Below are 15,197 nucleotides of genomic sequence, written 5' to 3'. Positions count from 1 at the left end.
CAACTAAGGTCTCCTCTTCCTGTGGACCGCAAGCTTTCAGGATCTGTGGGGGATGAAGAAAACCCCACTGATGGAAGGGTTCACTTTATAAGACTAACAGGATCTTCTAATTGTATAACAAAACATCTTATGCTCAAAACTTCAATCTGAACCATATATTTCGTGGCTTGAGTTTTTGTATGCAAGTGATTTTTTTTATTTTTCAGGTAGTGAGAATCAGAAAGCAAGAACTAGAAATCGAGCGTTTCTCGACAGCATGAGACTGACAATATCAGTCTTTTTTTAATATTTTGTTCTGCTTTATGAAAAGTATATTAATTTTTTAATGGACATTCATTTACCAGGTTGAGCATATTCTTTATTACACAAAAAGTGGTCATACTTTCGTTCTCCTTTACTGCTAAACAATTTTTTAACTATTAATAAGTGAAAAACTTTTGAAGCTCTACTGTAGACATGATAAAATATTTAATGTAAACGTTTTATTTTTTGAATTTACACAAATTTAGTGTAAATTAGAATCAATAAGGGAATAAAAGTTGAATCAACTAGTGATGATGGAGGAGGTTTTTTCATGGGAAAGTCAACGAATGGCATAGGCTTGCGCCCGCCAAAATTTTACGGGCCAAACCTTGGGCTTGCAATGGAATTATACGATATGTATTTAGAAGATCCTAATTCTGTTGAAGCGGATATTAGGAATCATTTTGATAAATGGGGATCACCAAATGATTTGAAAGAAGAGCCTTCTGCTTCAGTAAATAGTCCTGCTACACGAGTACAAATTGAAAAAGCGATTGCTGCAGTTACACTAGTAAATAAAATAAGAGCTTACGGTCATTTAGCAGCAAATATTTATCCATTAAATGATCATAAAAGAGAAGAAGAGATTTTCGACATTTCTCGGTTTGATTTAACAAAGGCTGATTTAGAGAATATAGCTGCATCCTTATTATGTCCAGATGCACCCTCCTCAATAAAAACTGGCTATGAAGCAATTGAATATTTAAAGAAAGTTTATTCAAACACAATAGCATTTGAATTTTATCATGTAAATGATCATAATGAAAAAAAATGGCTGCAGCAAAAAGTAGAGTCAGGCAACTTGAAGCCAGAATGCAAATCAACATTAAAGAAAAAACTACTAAAGAGATTGATAGAAGTAGAAGAATTTGAGAGTTTTTTACATAAAACGTTTGTGGGTCAAAAACGATTTTCTATCGAAGGATTGGACACAATGGTGCCAATGCTGGATGAAATCATCGCCCAATCTGTTATGAATGGAGCTAAAAGCATTAATATTGGAATGGCTCATCGAGGAAGGCTGAATGTATTGGCACATGTTTTAGAAAAACCATATGAAACGATTTTTTCTGAATTTCAACATGCTCCAAATAAACAATTAGTGCCTTCTGAAGGTTCCATCGGAATTAGCTTCGGGTGGACAGGTGATGTGAAATATCATTTAGGGTTAAACCGGCAAATAAAAAGCAGCAGTACTTCGAAAGTGCGTTTGTCCTTGGCAAATAATCCAAGTCATTTAGAATTCGTCGGTTCTGTAGTAGAGGGGTTTACTAGAGCTTCACAGGATGATCGGAATAATGCTGGTTTTCCAGTCGAAAATTCCAGTGCAGCACAAGCGATATTAATCCATGGAGATGCTGCATTTCCAGGTCAAGGCATTGTATCAGAAACATTGAATTTAACAGGCTTAAAAGGATATCGAACTGGCGGAACCATTCATATTATTGCAAATAATACGATTGGCTTTACAACAGAATCAGAGGATTCCCGTTCTACCACCTATGCCAGTGATTTAGCGAAAGGCTTTGAAATCCCAGTGATTCATGTCAATGCAGATGATCCTGAGGCGTGTATAAAAGCTGCTTTTATAGCTTGTGAATACAGAGCGACCTTTAAAAAGGATTTTTTAATAGATTTAATTGGCTATAGAAGGTATGGACATAATGAAATGGATGAGCCAATGACTACAAATCCGTTGATGTATAAGGTAATTCAACAGCATCCAACAGTTGCTGAAAAATATATGCAGAAATTACAACAGGACGCTGTTATCAATCATCAAGAAGTACAGACTATAAAAGATGAAGTGATGGTAAAACTTCAAAAAGCATATAAAAAAGTTCCGAAGAAAAAAGAAGAACCTGCTGCTACCAACCCACCTAATTCTGTGGAAAGGCTTCTTCCAGATGTTCACACAGCTGTTTCATTAGAGAGATTAAAGCAAATTAATAAAGAGCTGCTTCATTTTCCACCTCCATTTCAAATTTTTGATAAGCTGGGGAAAATTCTAAAAAGAAGAGAAAATGCTCTTGAAGGAAATGGGAAGATAGATTGGGGACTGGCAGAAACACTGGCATTTGCAAGCATTTTGCAAGATGGAACTCCAATTCGTTTGTCCGGGCAAGATTCACAAAGAGGTACCTTTGCACAAAGAAATATTATTTTGCATGATCATATTACAGGAACTTCCTATTCTCCATTGCATACTTTATCAAATGTAAAAGCGTCATTTGCAGTACATAACAGTCCACTTTCAGAAGGCTCTGTCCTAGGGTTTGAATATGGATATAATGTATTTGCTCCCGAAACATTAGTATTATGGGAGGCTCAATATGGAGATTTTGCTAATGCAGCTCAAGTGATTTTTGATCAATTTATTGCAGCAGGAAGAGCAAAGTGGGGACAAAAATCCGGATTAGTGATGCTGCTGCCACATGGATATGAAGGCCAAGGTCCTGAACATTCCAGTGGAAGGTTAGAGAGATTCCTAATATTGGCTGCAGAGAACAATTGGACGGTTGCCAATCTATCATCTTCTGCTCAATATTTTCATATTTTGCGGAGGCAAGCAGCTGTTTTAAATCAGGAAGAAGTCAGACCACTGATTATTATGACACCTAAAAGCCTGCTGAGAAATGCAGCTGTGTCATCAAACGGCAAAGAATTAAGTGAAGGTCGTTTTATGCCAGTTTTGGAAGAACAAGGCACTGGAAATAACGTAAACGAGGTGCAAAGAATTATACTTGCGACTGGAAAAATGGCTATTGATTTACATCAAGCATTAAAAGAGCAAACGAATACTAATGAAATTCATGTCATAAGGGTAGAGGAAATTTACCCGTTTCCGGAGAATAATTTAATAGAGATTTTTTCGCGTTACCTAAGAGCAAAAGAAGTAGTATGGGTTCAGGAAGAACCGAAAAATATGGGAGCATGGAGTTTTTTGGAGCCGCGAATAAAAAAAATATTACCTGCTTCTGTTTCCCTTAAATATATTGGCAGACGAAGACGATCCAGTCCTGCAGAAGGAGATCCAAACGTCCATCGTAAAGATCAGGCAAGAATCATTAATGAAGCATTAACATGGAATGAGTAGAGGGGGAAGTTTAATGGCTGAAATTAAAGTACCAGAACTGGCTGAATCCATTACAGAAGGCACGGTAGCGCAATGGCTAAAGAAAACAGGGGAATTCGTTGAAAAAGGGGAATATATTGTTGAGCTAGAAACAGATAAGGTAAATGTTGAGATAATTTCGGAAGAAAGCGGTATTTTGCAAGAGTTGAAAGCGAATGAAGGGGATACGGTATTAGTTGGTGAAACAATAGCAATCGTTTCAGATACTGATTCTTTGCCTATAGAAAAACCAATTGACATAGTAGAAAAGCCAACGAATGAGGAAAAAGGAGTGAAGGAGAAGCTGTTTAAATCAGATCCAGTTTCTTCCCAATCACATAAACCGATCGCATCGCCAGCAGCACGAAAAATAGCGAGAGAAAAAGGAATTGATTTGACTTCTATTACATCTAGTGACCCGCTCGGCAGACTTAGAGCACATGATGTGATGAATCATGAACAAGTGGAAAAAACAGAGGGAAAACCAGTTGTTGAACCATCAACTAAAGGGAACATTGCTCCAAGTGCAACAGCGGATGATAAATTAGTCGAAAGAAAACGTATGACGAGAAGAAGACAAACTATTGCTAACAGACTTTTAGAAGTTCAGCAGAATACAGCGATGCTTACTACATTTAATGAAGTAGATATGACCAATATTATGCAGTTAAGAAATCGCAGAAAAGACCAATTTCAAAAAGAAAATGATGTAAAATTAGGATTTATGTCTTTTTTTACAAAGGCGGTTGTGGCTTGTTTAAAAAAAGCGCCGATATTAAATGCAGAAATACAAGGAGATCAAATTCTGTTAAAAAAATATTATGATATCGGCATCGCAGTTTCAACAGATGAAGGTCTGGTCGTCCCAGTTTTAAGAGATGCAGATCGTAAAAATTTCGCAGAGATTGAAAATGATATTATGGATTTTGCGAAAAAAGCAAGAAACAATAAATTATCCCTAAGTGATCTGCAGGGAGGAACATTTACCATTACTAATGGCGGAGTTTTTGGTTCATTATTGTCAACGCCGATATTAAACGGACCACAGGTTGGGATATTGGGAATGCATAAAATTCAGCTTCGTCCGGTAGCGATAGATGAAGAAAAAATGGAAAACAGACCAATGATGTATATTGCGTTATCATACGATCACCGTATCATTGACGGGAAAGAGGCAGTGACATTCCTTGCAAGAATTAAAGCATTATTAGAAGACCCAGAATCTCTCCTTTTCGAAGCTTAAGAAGAATCATAAAGTAGATAGATAGTCGCAGGGCGCTGAAGTAGCTGTAAGAAATAAAATGGAAGCGTCCGTGTTGCGATACATAGGGATTGAACGATGAAGAAACGCGTCTTCCAGCTTTCTTCATCAACACTAGGACAATATAGTTTTAATTTAGAAAAAAAGCTGACTTTCATTCAAATGAAAGTCAGCTTTTTGAGGTGGCAGTATGCTATTTTAAATAGAAAGATAGACTAGAAAATGAAACAAAAAATATCCATCTTAGCTATCAAAATATACTAGCCTTTATTCGGTTTTAATCCACGACGTCTGATTTCATCTTTCAATATAGAAACCCATTCCTTTTCATTTCCGGCCTTTAATGCATCACGATAAGAGAAGATTAACTGTTCATTACTCAAAATTTTCATTTTGCATTCCTCCTTAATAAAATGGATTGAATTTTCTAACAATTTAATCATAACCTATTTTTCTATCGAAGAAAAGTGATAAAATAAAATCATAGAAAAATAGGAAGTTTGTAATGAATATTTTATTATTATATGAATATGGGTATAGAAAAAAGATAGTATGAATTCAATAGGTGATTCAAACTAGAAAGGAAAAGATTGTTCCCATGTGTTTTGCTTAAATAGCTTGTTTATTACGAAAAAATGGGAGAGTGGAGAAAAAATATGCTTATAAAAAGAAGTGTTAAAACCAATAATCACGACCTTTTTGTAGAAATAACGGAATCAGTACAAAAAGCAGTGGAGGATAATCAAGTGAAGGAGGGTGTTGTTTATGTATATTGCCCTCATACAACAGCCGGAATAACGATAAATGAAAATGCTGATCCTGATGTAGTCGCTGACATGATTCGCCGCTTTAATGAGCTCTATCCATGGGAAATGGAAAATGACCGACATATGGAAGGCAATACAGCTGCTCATATGAAAGCTAGCACTGTTGGATCTTCACAAATGATTATTATAACGGATGGTAAACTGCTTTTAGGTACATGGCAAGGTGTGTATTTTTGCGAATTTGACGGACCAAGAAATCGTCATTATTATCTGAAAATTATCCCATCCATATAAAAAAGGAGATGCATATGAAAGAGAGCGTAAATGTATTTGTTTATGGTTCATTAAGAAAAAATGAACAAAATCATTATATGGTACAAGATTATACTTGTCTAGCAACAGAAGTGTGGATACATGGTAGATTATTTGATGCTGATCTGGGCTATCCATTTCTCATACGGGATAAAAGAAAAAAAGTAGTGGGTGAAATCTATCAAGTTCCATTTAACAAGCTAAGTAAGCTGGATGCTTTTGAAGATTATATTCCAGGAGAAAAAGATAATTTATATGAAAGAGTATTAGTCGATGTATTTGGAAAAAAAAAGAAATGGAGTGCTTATGTATACATTTGCAACCAGCCGCAAATGCTGGTGAAAGAAATTGAACATGGCGATTGGTCATTGGTAAAAAAATCCGAAATAGAAACCACTAATGGGCTAGAATTATGGGAAAAGAACAAAAAAATCTAATATGTTTAACGGATATATCATCTTGGGTAAGGTTAAGTGAACATCATAGAAAGTAGGTTGAAAGATGAATATTCAATCAGAAAATAAATTATATGACATGTATTATGAAAATAAAACGTATAGTGAATTGCAATTTAGGAGACTAGACTGGATTGGCAGTACTTGTTACATTACTTTCCAGCAAGCTAGAAATGGTGCATGGTTTACATTTGAATATAACAAGGTGAATTTCTCCCGTATAAAGGAAAAGAATTTAGTTTCTTAATGAGAAGTATCTTGCATATGCTAACCTCTTCCCATTATACTAAGGTAGTATAATGGAAAGGAGCTTAAAAGCAATGATTCATCAAAGTTGGGAAAAAAAAGAAACTGTGAAAACAGTCAAGTGTATACATACGGATGCAAAAAAATATATTGTAAACAGAGTGTTGACAGCTGGCAAAAATTACGAAGTGAAAAATGAAACAGAAGAATTTTATTTTATCATTGATAATACAGGTAAAGTTGGCGGCTTCTACAAAGATTATTTTCAAGATATATAAAAAGAGTACGAAAACATTTGTTTTCGTACTCTTTTTATATACACAAAAAATCTGTTGATCAAAGGATCAACAGATTTTTTGCATATTACTTTTGTGTGCTAATTGTATTTGCTGAAGGGGCAGCTGGATATAATTTTTTCCCGAGCATAGATTGTAGAATCAAAAATGTTCCTCCGACAGTCCAATATAATGGAAGGGCTGCAGGTGCATTTAGAGAAACCATAACAATCATAATAGGGGAAATAAGACCCATTATTCTCATTTGTTTCTGCTGTTCTTCAGGCAGTGCGTTTTGAGAAACTTTAAATTGGAAATAATATACAATCCCAGCGATTGCCGTTAATATTAGATCCGAATGACCTAAATTAAACCAAAGAAAAGAATGGGATGCAATTTCTGCTGACCCTCTTATCGCATAATAAAAACCCATTAATATCGGCATTTGTATTAACATTGGCAAACAACCCATATTCAGAGGGTTTACTCCATGCGTTTTATAAAGCTCCATTGTTTCACGTTGTAAAGCCTGCTGTTCCTTTGGATCTTTTGCTGCTTTTAATTTTTTTTGGATTTTATCCATTTCTGGCTTTAATTTTGCCATTTTTTCTTTCATAATTTGCTGCTTTTTATATTGTTTTAACATAAGCGGCATTAATAATAAACGAATGATTAACGTAATTAAAATAATCGCCAATCCAAAGTTTCCATTAAATAACATGGCGGTAGTGTGAATTAATGATGCAAATGGTTCAACAACTGTATGGTGAAAAAAACCATCGCTTTTTCCTGACTGTGCAGAAGAACAAGCGGATAATAAAAGTGTGCTTATGGTTACAAGCAAAGCTAAAAGTAATAGTTTAGGTGAACGTTTCAAAATAATTCCTCCATTTATGGTTATTGAAATAAATCGTTTAAATGGAAAGAATTAGGTTTTTCAGGATCATCAACAGGACATTGTGTTCTTTTTCTAATAATTTTACAAATCCAATGTAAGATAGGTGTGTTATATTGTTGTACATTAATATTAATAGTGGAAATGCTAGCTTGAAAGTTAATGCTGCCTTCAGAAGCTAAAGAATGATGATAAACTGTAGTTTGTAAGTTCCAATCCCAAAAATATTTGACCATTAATCCAACTAGTATGGTAAAGTAGATGGTTTGATAACTTGGAATATTGGTTATATCTATTAAGAATTCAAACATTTATACACCTCAATTAGTATTCAGCAATAAAATTATAACGAAAAACCCAATGGAAAGCAATCAAGATCAAATGGATAAAGTCTTATTTGAATAAAATAAGGAGATATAGTGACTGAGTAATTATTATTCTGTAAGAGTTGATAAAAGAGTCTCATATTATCGACTTCAAGATTTCGCCAACACTAGTACATTTTGTACGTTGAAACAAGACACCCGTCTAAGTTCAAAATGTTATACTTTAATTATAGAAGCTTCACTCCTTGCAATACTAAATCAACGTGCTTTTTTTGCTAATTTTACTTTTTCTACACTCTAGAGCCGTTTAGTAATAGACTTAAATATAAAAGTTAATGGGAATAATTCTTTCTATATAATATTTATTTTCTTTATATGTTAAGCAACGATATTATAAGGATAAAAATATGAAAAGAATGGTAAAACACAACGAAATTAGATATAATAACATCCATTAGGATGATGATCATTTGTAATGTATTTAGTTATAAATATAATAATTTCAGTATCCTTTATACCTACTAGATATTAGCCCACTCTTACCGGGCAGCAAGACTCCCACCTCAAGATGATGAGAAATCGTGGAAGGTAAGTGGGGGGATAACTGATAACTACCCGTAAAGGTCCGATAAAGGTACACAAACTAAGGTCGCCACATCCTGTGGAACGCAAGCTTTCCATCAGTGGGGCCCAATGATGGAAGGTTCACTATATATTTTATATTCTATGTTTCACCTTGAAAACCAACCTATTTTCACAGGAATTGGTGAATGTAAGGACAAGAGATTCGAAAATGGTGGAGGGAGAACAGTGAAAGCGTTAATCAATATTGATTATACATATGATTTTGTAAAAGGAAAGCTTCCTTGTGGGGAACCAGCTATGGAGATCGAACAAGAAATTTCCAATATTACGCAAAAATTTATTAATCAAGGAGATTTTGCCGTTTTTGCGATCGATTTACATAAGAAATACGATCCTTATCATCCAGAATCGACATTATTTCCTCCACATAATATTGAAGGTACAAGTGGAAGAGAATTATATGGTGCACTGAATAAAATTTATAAAGAAGCTTCTATGCTGTCGAATGTTTATTGGATGGATAAAACGAGATATAGTGCATTTACTGGGACAGATCTTCATATAAAGCTTAGTGAAAGAAATATCTCTGAATTATATTTGGTTGGTGTTTGCACGGATATTTGCCTTCTTCATACAGCGATCGATGCATATAATTTTGGATATAAATTATTTATTTATGAAAATGCTGTGGCATCTTTTAATCAGGCAGGTCACCAATGGGCTTTACAACATTTCAAAGAAGTTTTGGGTGCAATTATTTTATAAGGATGCAATTGAAGTTTTGGGAGGACAAACATGAGTTATAAATTAGAAGATGATAGTTTAATGTTACATACAGATCTTTACCAGATTAATATGGCAGAAACATATTGGGAAGATGGAATAGCAGAGAAAAATGCTGTATTTGAAGCCTATTTTAGAAAGCTTCCTTTTCATAATGGATATGCCGTTTTTGCTGGTTTAGAAAGGATAATTCACTATTTGCAAAATCTGCGCTTTACTGAAAGTGATATTCAATATTTAAAAAAAGAAGGATTTAAGGAAGATTTTCTAGAATATTTAAAAGATTTTCGATTTACAGGGAATTTGCGCTCTGTTGCAGAGGGAGAAATTGTTTTCGCGAACGAACCGCTTTTAAGAGTAGAAGCACCTCTTGCTCAAGCTCAAATTATCGAAACAGCTATTCTTAACATTGTGAACTATCAAACATTAATAGCTACAAAAGCTTCAAGAATTAAAAATGTAATTGGGGAAGGGGTAGTGATGGAATTTGGCAGCAGGAGAGCGCACGAGCTGGATGCAGCACTTTGGGGAACTCGTGCCGCATTTATCGGCGGCTTTGGATCCACTTCCAATGTTAGAGCTGGTAAGCTTTTCGGTATTCCAATTTCAGGTACACATGCTCATTCTATGATTCAAGCTTATCGAGATGAATATACAGCTTTCCATAAATATGCAAGGAGGCATAAAGATTGTGTCTTTTTAGTAGACACCTATGATACGTTAAGATCAGGTGTACCAACCGCCATCAAAGTAGCAAAAGAGCTTGGAGACAGCATTAATTTTATCGGCATAAGGCTTGATAGCGGTGATCTAGCTTACTTATCAAAAGAAGCGCGAAAAATGTTGGATGAAGCAGGATTTCACGATACAAAAATTGTAGCAAGCAATGATTTAGATGAATATACGATAATCAACTTAAAAGCTCAAGGTGCTAAAATTGATGTATGGGGAATTGGAACAAAATTAATTACTGCTTTTGATCAGCCTGCTTTAGGTGGTGTATATAAATTGGTTTCCATAGAAGATGAAAAGGGTAAAATGCAGGATACCATTAAAATTAGTGGAAATCCTGAAAAAGTTACAACTCCTGGATTAAAAAAGGTATATCGAATTATTAATAGTATCAATCAAAAGTCGGAAGGAGACTATATTTGTTTAGAATCTGAACATCCTGATAAAGAAGAACGTTTAAAAATGTTCCATCCAACCCATACATACATAAGCAAATTTGTAACTAACTTTATAGCAAAAGATATTCATGTGGATATATTTAAAAATGGTGAATTAGTATATAAAGCACCGGATATCTTTGATATTCAAAAATATACAGAAAAAAATCTTGATATTTTATGGGATGAATATAAACGTTCTTTAAATCCAGAAGAATATCCAGTCGATTTAAGTCCATTATGCTGGCAGAATAAAATGCAGCATTTGGACCAAATCAAAAAGACGATAAAAAGCAAATAACAAAAGGGAGGAACAGGTTATGAGTTTACAAAAACAAATCATGCAGGCTTTAAACGTTCAAGCAGAGATTAATCCTAAAGAGGAAATTAATAATCGTGTAAACTTTTTAAAAGAATATGTAAAAAAAGCAAAAGCAAAAGGTTTTGTATTGGGCATAAGCGGAGGACAGGATTCTTCTTTAGCAGGTAGATTAGCTCAGCTGGCTGTTGAACAATTACGGGAAGAAGGATACGAAGCAACATTTATTGCGGTACGTCTTCCATATGGAACTCAAGCTGATGAAGAGGATGCCAAACGTGCACTTTCATTTATCCAGGCTGATAAAGAGTATGTATTTAATGTGAAAGCTCCTGTGGATGAGGTAAAAGAAGTCTACGACCATATGACAAGTGGAGAACAACTGATGGACTATCACAAAGGAAATGTAAAAGCAAGAATGAGAATGATTGCTCAATATGCCATTGGCGGCCAAGATAATTTGCTAGTAGTTGGAACAGACCATGCTGCAGAGGCAGTGACAGGATTTTTCACTAAGTATGGTGATGGTGGGGCAGATATACTTCCATTAACAGGATTGAGCAAACGTCAAGGTAAACAATTATTAAAAGAGTTAAACGCAGAAGAACGAATTTACTTGAAAGTACCAACTGCTGACTTGCTCGATAACAATCCTGGACAAGCTGATGAAACCGAGTTGGGAATTACTTATGACCAATTAGATGACTATTTAGAAGGAAAAGAAGTATCATCAGAAGTTTCAGAAAAAATTGAAGCACGTTATTTAGTAACCGAACATAAAAGACAAGTACCAGTTTCAATGTTTGATGATTGGTGGAAATAAAAAAGCGCACGCGACAGCTAATCGACAGTAAGAGGTGTGATCCACAAGTGGAGTGTGGATCACACAACCAGAACTAAGAACGCAACGATATTAGTTTGTTTCCCTCTTTCAAGTTTTTACGGACAGTTTATCTTTATTAAGACGTAGATTATAGATTTGATGGAGATTTTTAAATAACAATAATTTTCCGAAAGTGATGGATAAAGGAAATACGAAAAGTAAATGGAGTAATTTTTGTGAAATTTAATTGTTATTTTTGTACATATTCGATTTAATTTGCAACAAAAAACAGGAGTAGCAAATGCTACTCCTGTTTTTTGTTATATGTGATTGGATGGAGATTTTTTAGTAAGCATTTTATACGCAAAGTCGACAGATGCCTCAGTTGGTGGCTCAATGTTTTTTAATGGATATTCTAACCCTAAAGCTTCCCATTTATACACACCAAGTTTATGGTATGGAAGAATATCAATTTTTTCAACATTGGACAGAGTGGAAATAAAATCACCAAGCTTACTTAAATCCTCTTCATTATCATTAATGGTAGGAACAAGGACATGTCTGATCCATACAGGGAGATTTTTATCTGAAAGAAGTTTAGCAAAAGACAAGATATGTTCATTACCCATACCTGTTAAAGAGATATGTTTCTTTCGATTAATATGTTTTAAATCCAACAATATTAGATCCGTATATTGCAATAATTCTTGCAGTTGTTCTTGAAAATTTGGTGCTGTTGAATAACAGCCTCCTGACGAGTCAATTGTTGTATGGATTCCTATTTTTTTACACTCTTTAAATAATTCAATTAAAAAGGGGATTTGAAGCAAAGGTTCTCCACCACTAACAGTAATACCTCCACCGGATGCTTCAATAAAAGGGAGGTATGTTTGTAAATCATCCATTATTTCTTTAACAGACATTTGCTTGCCAGTACCGATTTCCCAAGTGTCTGCATTATGGCAGAATTGACAGCGCAGTAAACATCCTTGTGTAAATATAACATAACGAATACCTGGGCCGTCTACCGTACCAAAAGTTTCAATTGAATGAATATTGCCGTTCATGATTGATTTCCTCCTTTAATGTAAAGCAACCAGCGGGTAAAGCAATACTGGTGTTGTAAGAGAGGAAAGAGGGGATTAGCCCACTTTCCTTTAAATATTGTTTAATCTTAATTATTACATTGATTCATGGAATGTGCGGTTAATAACATCAGTTTGTTGCTCACGTGTTAATTTAATGAAGTTAACTGCATACCCTGAAACACGAATGGTTAATTGTGGGTATAATTCTGGATGTTCCATTGCATCTAAAAGTGTTTCTCTATTAAATACGTTTACGTTTAAATGATGTCCTGCTTTTGCAGCATATCCGTCTAAAATAGATACAAGATTGGCAGAGCGAGCATCTTCTTCTTTTCCAAGCGCTTTCGGAACAATTGAGAATGTATTGGAAATGCCATCTAACGAATAATCATAAGGCAGTTTTGCAACAGAAGAAAGGGAAGCTAATGTTCCTTTTGTATCACGTCCATGCATTGGATTTGCTCCTGGTGCAAATGGTTCTCCAGCACGGCGTCCGTCTGGCGTGTTACCAGTTTTTTTACCGTATACTACATTGGAAGTGATCGTCAAGATTGACATAGTATGAAGTGAATTGCGGTATGTTGCATGTTTGCGCAATTTTTTCATAAAGCTTTCTACAAGACCAACAGCAATGCTGTCTACTCTATCATCATTATTTCCGTATTTAGGGAATTCGCCTTCTGTTTCGAAATCAACTGCTATTCCGTTTTCATCTCTTATTACTTTTACTTTAGCATGTTTAATAGCACTTAAGGAATCTGCGACTACACTTAGCCCCGCAATACCGGTAGCCATAGTACGAAGGATTTCGGTATCATGCAATGCCATTTCAATTCTTTCGTAGCTGTATTTATCATGCATGTAATGAATTACATTTAATGTATTGATATACAGTCCAGCTAACCATTCCATCATATTATTAAATTTGTCCATTACTTCATCATACTCAAGATATTCTGAAGTAATAGGGGAGAAGGTTGGACCTACTTGAATTTTTAATTTTTCATCTTTCCCGCCGTTTATAGCATATAATAGACATTTTGCTAAATTCGCACGAGCCCCGAAGAACTGCATTTGTTTTCCGATTTCCATTGCGGATACACAGCAGGCAATACCATAATCATCGCCCCATTGAGGTTTCATGATATCATCATTTTCATATTGAATAGAGCTTGTTTGTATAGACATTTGTGCACAGAATTTTTTGAAATTCTCAGGGAGCTGTGTTGACCATAAAACAGTTAAGTTTGGCTCGGGAGCTGGACCTAAGTTATCAAGGGTATGAAGGAAGCGGAAAGAGTTTTTTGTTACCAATGGTCTTCCGTCATTTGCTATACCGCCAATAGATTCTGTTACCCAAGTTGGATCGCCGCTGAATAAATCGTTATAGTCAGGAGTACGTGCAAATTTTACTAAACGAAGTTTCATAATAAAATGGTCAACGATTTCCTGTACTTCTTTTTCCGTTAATGTACCGTTTTCTAAATCTCTTTCGATATATACATCCAAGAAAGTAGAGACACGGCCTAAGCTCATTGCAGCCCCATTTTGTTCTTTAATTGCAGCAAGGTAGCCAAGGTATAGCCATTGGAATGCTTCTAATGTATTTGCAGCAGGACGGGATAAATCGAATCCGTAGCTTGCACCTAATTGTTTTAATTCATTTAATGCGCGAATTTGTTCGGAAAGTTCTTCTCTTAAACGCATATTATCTTCAGACATAACAGAGCTTGTTGCTTTTTTATCTTTTTGTTTTTCTTGGATTAAGAAGTCAACGCCATAAAGAGCAACTCGGCGGTAGTCACCGATGATTCGTCCGCGTCCATAAGCATCTGGAAGGCCGGTAATAATAGCAGCTTTTCTAGCAAGTCTCATTTCATCTGTATAGGCATCAAACACTCCTGCATTATGTGTTTTGCGATGTTCTGAAAAGAATTGTTCTAATTCTTCACTTGCTTTATATCCGTAGGACTCACATGCCTGCACTGCCATTCTTATTCCGCCGTTTGGCTGGAAGGAACGTTTGAATGGAACGTCCGTTTGAACACCAACTATTTTTTCTTTTGCTTTATCTAAATATCCTGGACCATGTGATACAATCGTGGATACTATATGAGTATCTAGATCGTAAACTCCGCCTTTTTCGCGTTCTTCTTTTGAAAGCGCTAAAACTTGTTCCCATAGTTCAGTAGTTTCTAAAGTAGGGCCAGATAAAAAAGTTGAATCTCCATAATAGGGTTTAAAGTTTTTCAAGATAAAATCACGAACATTTACTTCTTTTTGCCATGTTCCACTTTTAAAACCTTCCCAATAGTTAGTTTCCACTTTTTCCATTTTCATTCACCTCTTCATTTAATAAAAAGCTATATAACAGAGTGTTGATTTCTTACTAAAATAACTATAACAGATTTAATGTGATATAATTCACAAAAAATGTGTACATCTTGCGAAGTTTCTGTGTCTGATTTGTGAACT

Annotated in this window: 14 protein-coding genes; 9 read left to right on the top strand and 5 right to left on the bottom strand. The window is 35.0% G+C overall.

The annotated features are described in order from the left end of the window. The first annotated feature begins 574 nt into the window (after positions 1 to 574). Together ACTYBU_RS03290 and odhB are read left to right on the top strand one after the other, a co-directional pair. Entirely contained in the window at positions 575 to 3,400 is a 2,826-nt protein-coding gene (locus ACTYBU_RS03290) for a 2-oxoglutarate dehydrogenase E1 component (RefSeq protein WP_445487133.1), read from the top strand. Between the two features lie 13 nt (positions 3,401 to 3,413). Continuing rightward, entirely contained in the window at positions 3,414 to 4,661 is a 1,248-nt protein-coding gene (gene odhB / locus ACTYBU_RS03285; protein WP_445487132.1) for a 2-oxoglutarate dehydrogenase complex dihydrolipoyllysine-residue succinyltransferase, read from the top strand. A 278-nt stretch (positions 4,662 to 4,939) separates the two neighbouring features. Here odhB and sda read toward each other — a convergent pair whose 3' ends face one another. Continuing rightward, positions 4,940 to 5,071 (bottom strand): sporulation histidine kinase inhibitor Sda, encoded by a 132-nt coding sequence (gene sda, locus ACTYBU_RS03280; protein ID WP_445487131.1) that lies wholly within the window; start codon positions 5,069 to 5,071, stop codon positions 4,940 to 4,942. 264 nt (positions 5,072 to 5,335) lie between these two features. Here sda and ACTYBU_RS03275 point away from each other — a divergent pair, with 264 nt between their 5' ends. The 4 genes from ACTYBU_RS03275 to ACTYBU_RS03260 all read left to right on the top strand — a co-directional run bounded on the left by ACTYBU_RS03275 (position 5,336) and on the right by ACTYBU_RS03260 (position 6,737). Then, the gene (locus ACTYBU_RS03275) at positions 5,336 to 5,740 is read left to right on the top strand and encodes a secondary thiamine-phosphate synthase enzyme YjbQ (RefSeq protein WP_445487130.1); all 405 of its coding nucleotides are present in this window, start codon (positions 5,336 to 5,338) and stop codon (positions 5,738 to 5,740) included. A 14-nt stretch (positions 5,741 to 5,754) separates the two neighbouring features. Further along, complete coding sequence (locus tag ACTYBU_RS03270; RefSeq protein ID WP_445487128.1) at positions 5,755 to 6,195, top strand: gamma-glutamylcyclotransferase family protein; 441 nt, start codon at positions 5,755 to 5,757, stop codon at positions 6,193 to 6,195. A 64-nt stretch (positions 6,196 to 6,259) separates the two neighbouring features. After that, entirely contained in the window at positions 6,260 to 6,460 is a 201-nt protein-coding gene (locus ACTYBU_RS03265) for a hypothetical protein (RefSeq protein ID WP_445487126.1), read from the top strand. Positions 6,461 to 6,533: 73 nt separating this feature from the next. Then, a complete protein-coding gene (locus tag ACTYBU_RS03260; protein WP_445487125.1) occupies positions 6,534 to 6,737 on the top strand; it encodes a DUF6501 family protein in 204 nt (67 codons plus the stop codon). An 85-nt stretch (positions 6,738 to 6,822) separates the two neighbouring features. Here ACTYBU_RS03260 and yidC read toward each other — a convergent pair whose 3' ends face one another. Both yidC and ACTYBU_RS03250 read right to left on the bottom strand, forming a co-directional pair. Then, positions 6,823 to 7,611: a membrane protein insertase YidC gene (gene yidC / locus ACTYBU_RS03255; protein ID WP_445487123.1), complete on the bottom strand. Its 789-nt coding sequence runs from the start codon at positions 7,609 to 7,611 to the stop codon at positions 6,823 to 6,825. Positions 7,612 to 7,631: 20 nt separating this feature from the next. Next, positions 7,632 to 7,940, bottom strand: a complete 309-nt coding sequence (locus tag ACTYBU_RS03250; protein ID WP_445487121.1) for a hypothetical protein — start codon at positions 7,938 to 7,940, stop codon at positions 7,632 to 7,634. An 825-nt stretch (positions 7,941 to 8,765) separates the two neighbouring features. Here ACTYBU_RS03250 and ACTYBU_RS03245 point away from each other — a divergent pair. Genes ACTYBU_RS03245 through nadE form a run of 3 tightly spaced genes read left to right on the top strand, consistent with a single transcriptional unit; the run spans position 8,766 to position 11,634 of the window. After that, positions 8,766 to 9,305, top strand: a complete 540-nt coding sequence (locus ACTYBU_RS03245) for a cysteine hydrolase family protein (RefSeq protein ID WP_445487119.1) — start codon at positions 8,766 to 8,768, stop codon at positions 9,303 to 9,305. A 30-nt stretch (positions 9,306 to 9,335) separates the two neighbouring features. Continuing rightward, positions 9,336 to 10,793: a nicotinate phosphoribosyltransferase gene (locus tag ACTYBU_RS03240; protein WP_445487118.1), complete on the top strand. Its 1,458-nt coding sequence runs from the start codon at positions 9,336 to 9,338 to the stop codon at positions 10,791 to 10,793. A gap of 19 nt (positions 10,794 to 10,812) precedes the next feature. Then, positions 10,813 to 11,634: an ammonia-dependent NAD(+) synthetase gene (gene nadE / locus ACTYBU_RS03235; RefSeq protein WP_445487117.1), complete on the top strand. Its 822-nt coding sequence runs from the start codon at positions 10,813 to 10,815 to the stop codon at positions 11,632 to 11,634. Positions 11,635 to 11,954: 320 nt separating this feature from the next. Here the strand turns inward: nadE and pflA are convergent, their stop codons facing one another. Further along, positions 11,955 to 12,701: a pyruvate formate-lyase-activating protein gene (pflA, locus tag ACTYBU_RS03230; protein ID WP_445487115.1), complete on the bottom strand. Its 747-nt coding sequence runs from the start codon at positions 12,699 to 12,701 to the stop codon at positions 11,955 to 11,957. 114 nt (positions 12,702 to 12,815) lie between these two features. Then, positions 12,816 to 15,056, bottom strand: coding sequence for a formate C-acetyltransferase (gene pflB, locus ACTYBU_RS03225; protein ID WP_445487113.1), 2,241 nt, complete (start codon positions 15,054 to 15,056; stop codon positions 12,816 to 12,818). Positions 15,057 to 15,197: the final 141 nt, after the last annotated feature.

The organism is Niallia sp. 03133 (genome assembly GCF_052663225.1).
This window is presented reverse-complemented; position numbering and strand designations above follow the sequence as displayed.

What these genes read in the sequence shown, in the direction of transcription:
- ACTYBU_RS03290 (WP_445487133.1), top strand. Translation starts at nt 575, where the DNA reads ATGGGAAAGTCAACGAATGGCATAGGCTTGCGCCCGCCAAAATTTTAC.
- odhB (WP_445487132.1), top strand. Translation starts at nt 3,414, where the DNA reads ATGGCTGAAATTAAAGTACCAGAACTGGCTGAATCCATTACAGAAGGC.
- sda (WP_445487131.1), bottom strand. Translation starts at nt 5,071, where the DNA reads ATGAAAATTTTGAGTAATGAACAGTTAATCTTCTCTTATCGTGATGCA.
- ACTYBU_RS03275 (WP_445487130.1), top strand. Translation starts at nt 5,336, where the DNA reads ATGCTTATAAAAAGAAGTGTTAAAACCAATAATCACGACCTTTTTGTA.
- ACTYBU_RS03270 (WP_445487128.1), top strand. Translation starts at nt 5,755, where the DNA reads ATGAAAGAGAGCGTAAATGTATTTGTTTATGGTTCATTAAGAAAAAAT.
- ACTYBU_RS03265 (WP_445487126.1), top strand. Translation starts at nt 6,260, where the DNA reads ATGAATATTCAATCAGAAAATAAATTATATGACATGTATTATGAAAAT.
- ACTYBU_RS03260 (WP_445487125.1), top strand. Translation starts at nt 6,534, where the DNA reads ATGATTCATCAAAGTTGGGAAAAAAAAGAAACTGTGAAAACAGTCAAG.
- ACTYBU_RS03250 (WP_445487121.1), bottom strand. Translation starts at nt 7,940, where the DNA reads ATGTTTGAATTCTTAATAGATATAACCAATATTCCAAGTTATCAAACC.
- ACTYBU_RS03240 (WP_445487118.1), top strand. Translation starts at nt 9,336, where the DNA reads ATGAGTTATAAATTAGAAGATGATAGTTTAATGTTACATACAGATCTT.
- nadE (WP_445487117.1), top strand. Translation starts at nt 10,813, where the DNA reads ATGAGTTTACAAAAACAAATCATGCAGGCTTTAAACGTTCAAGCAGAG.
- pflA (WP_445487115.1), bottom strand. Translation starts at nt 12,701, where the DNA reads ATGAACGGCAATATTCATTCAATTGAAACTTTTGGTACGGTAGACGGC.
- pflB (WP_445487113.1), bottom strand. Translation starts at nt 15,056, where the DNA reads ATGGAAAAAGTGGAAACTAACTATTGGGAAGGTTTTAAAAGTGGAACA.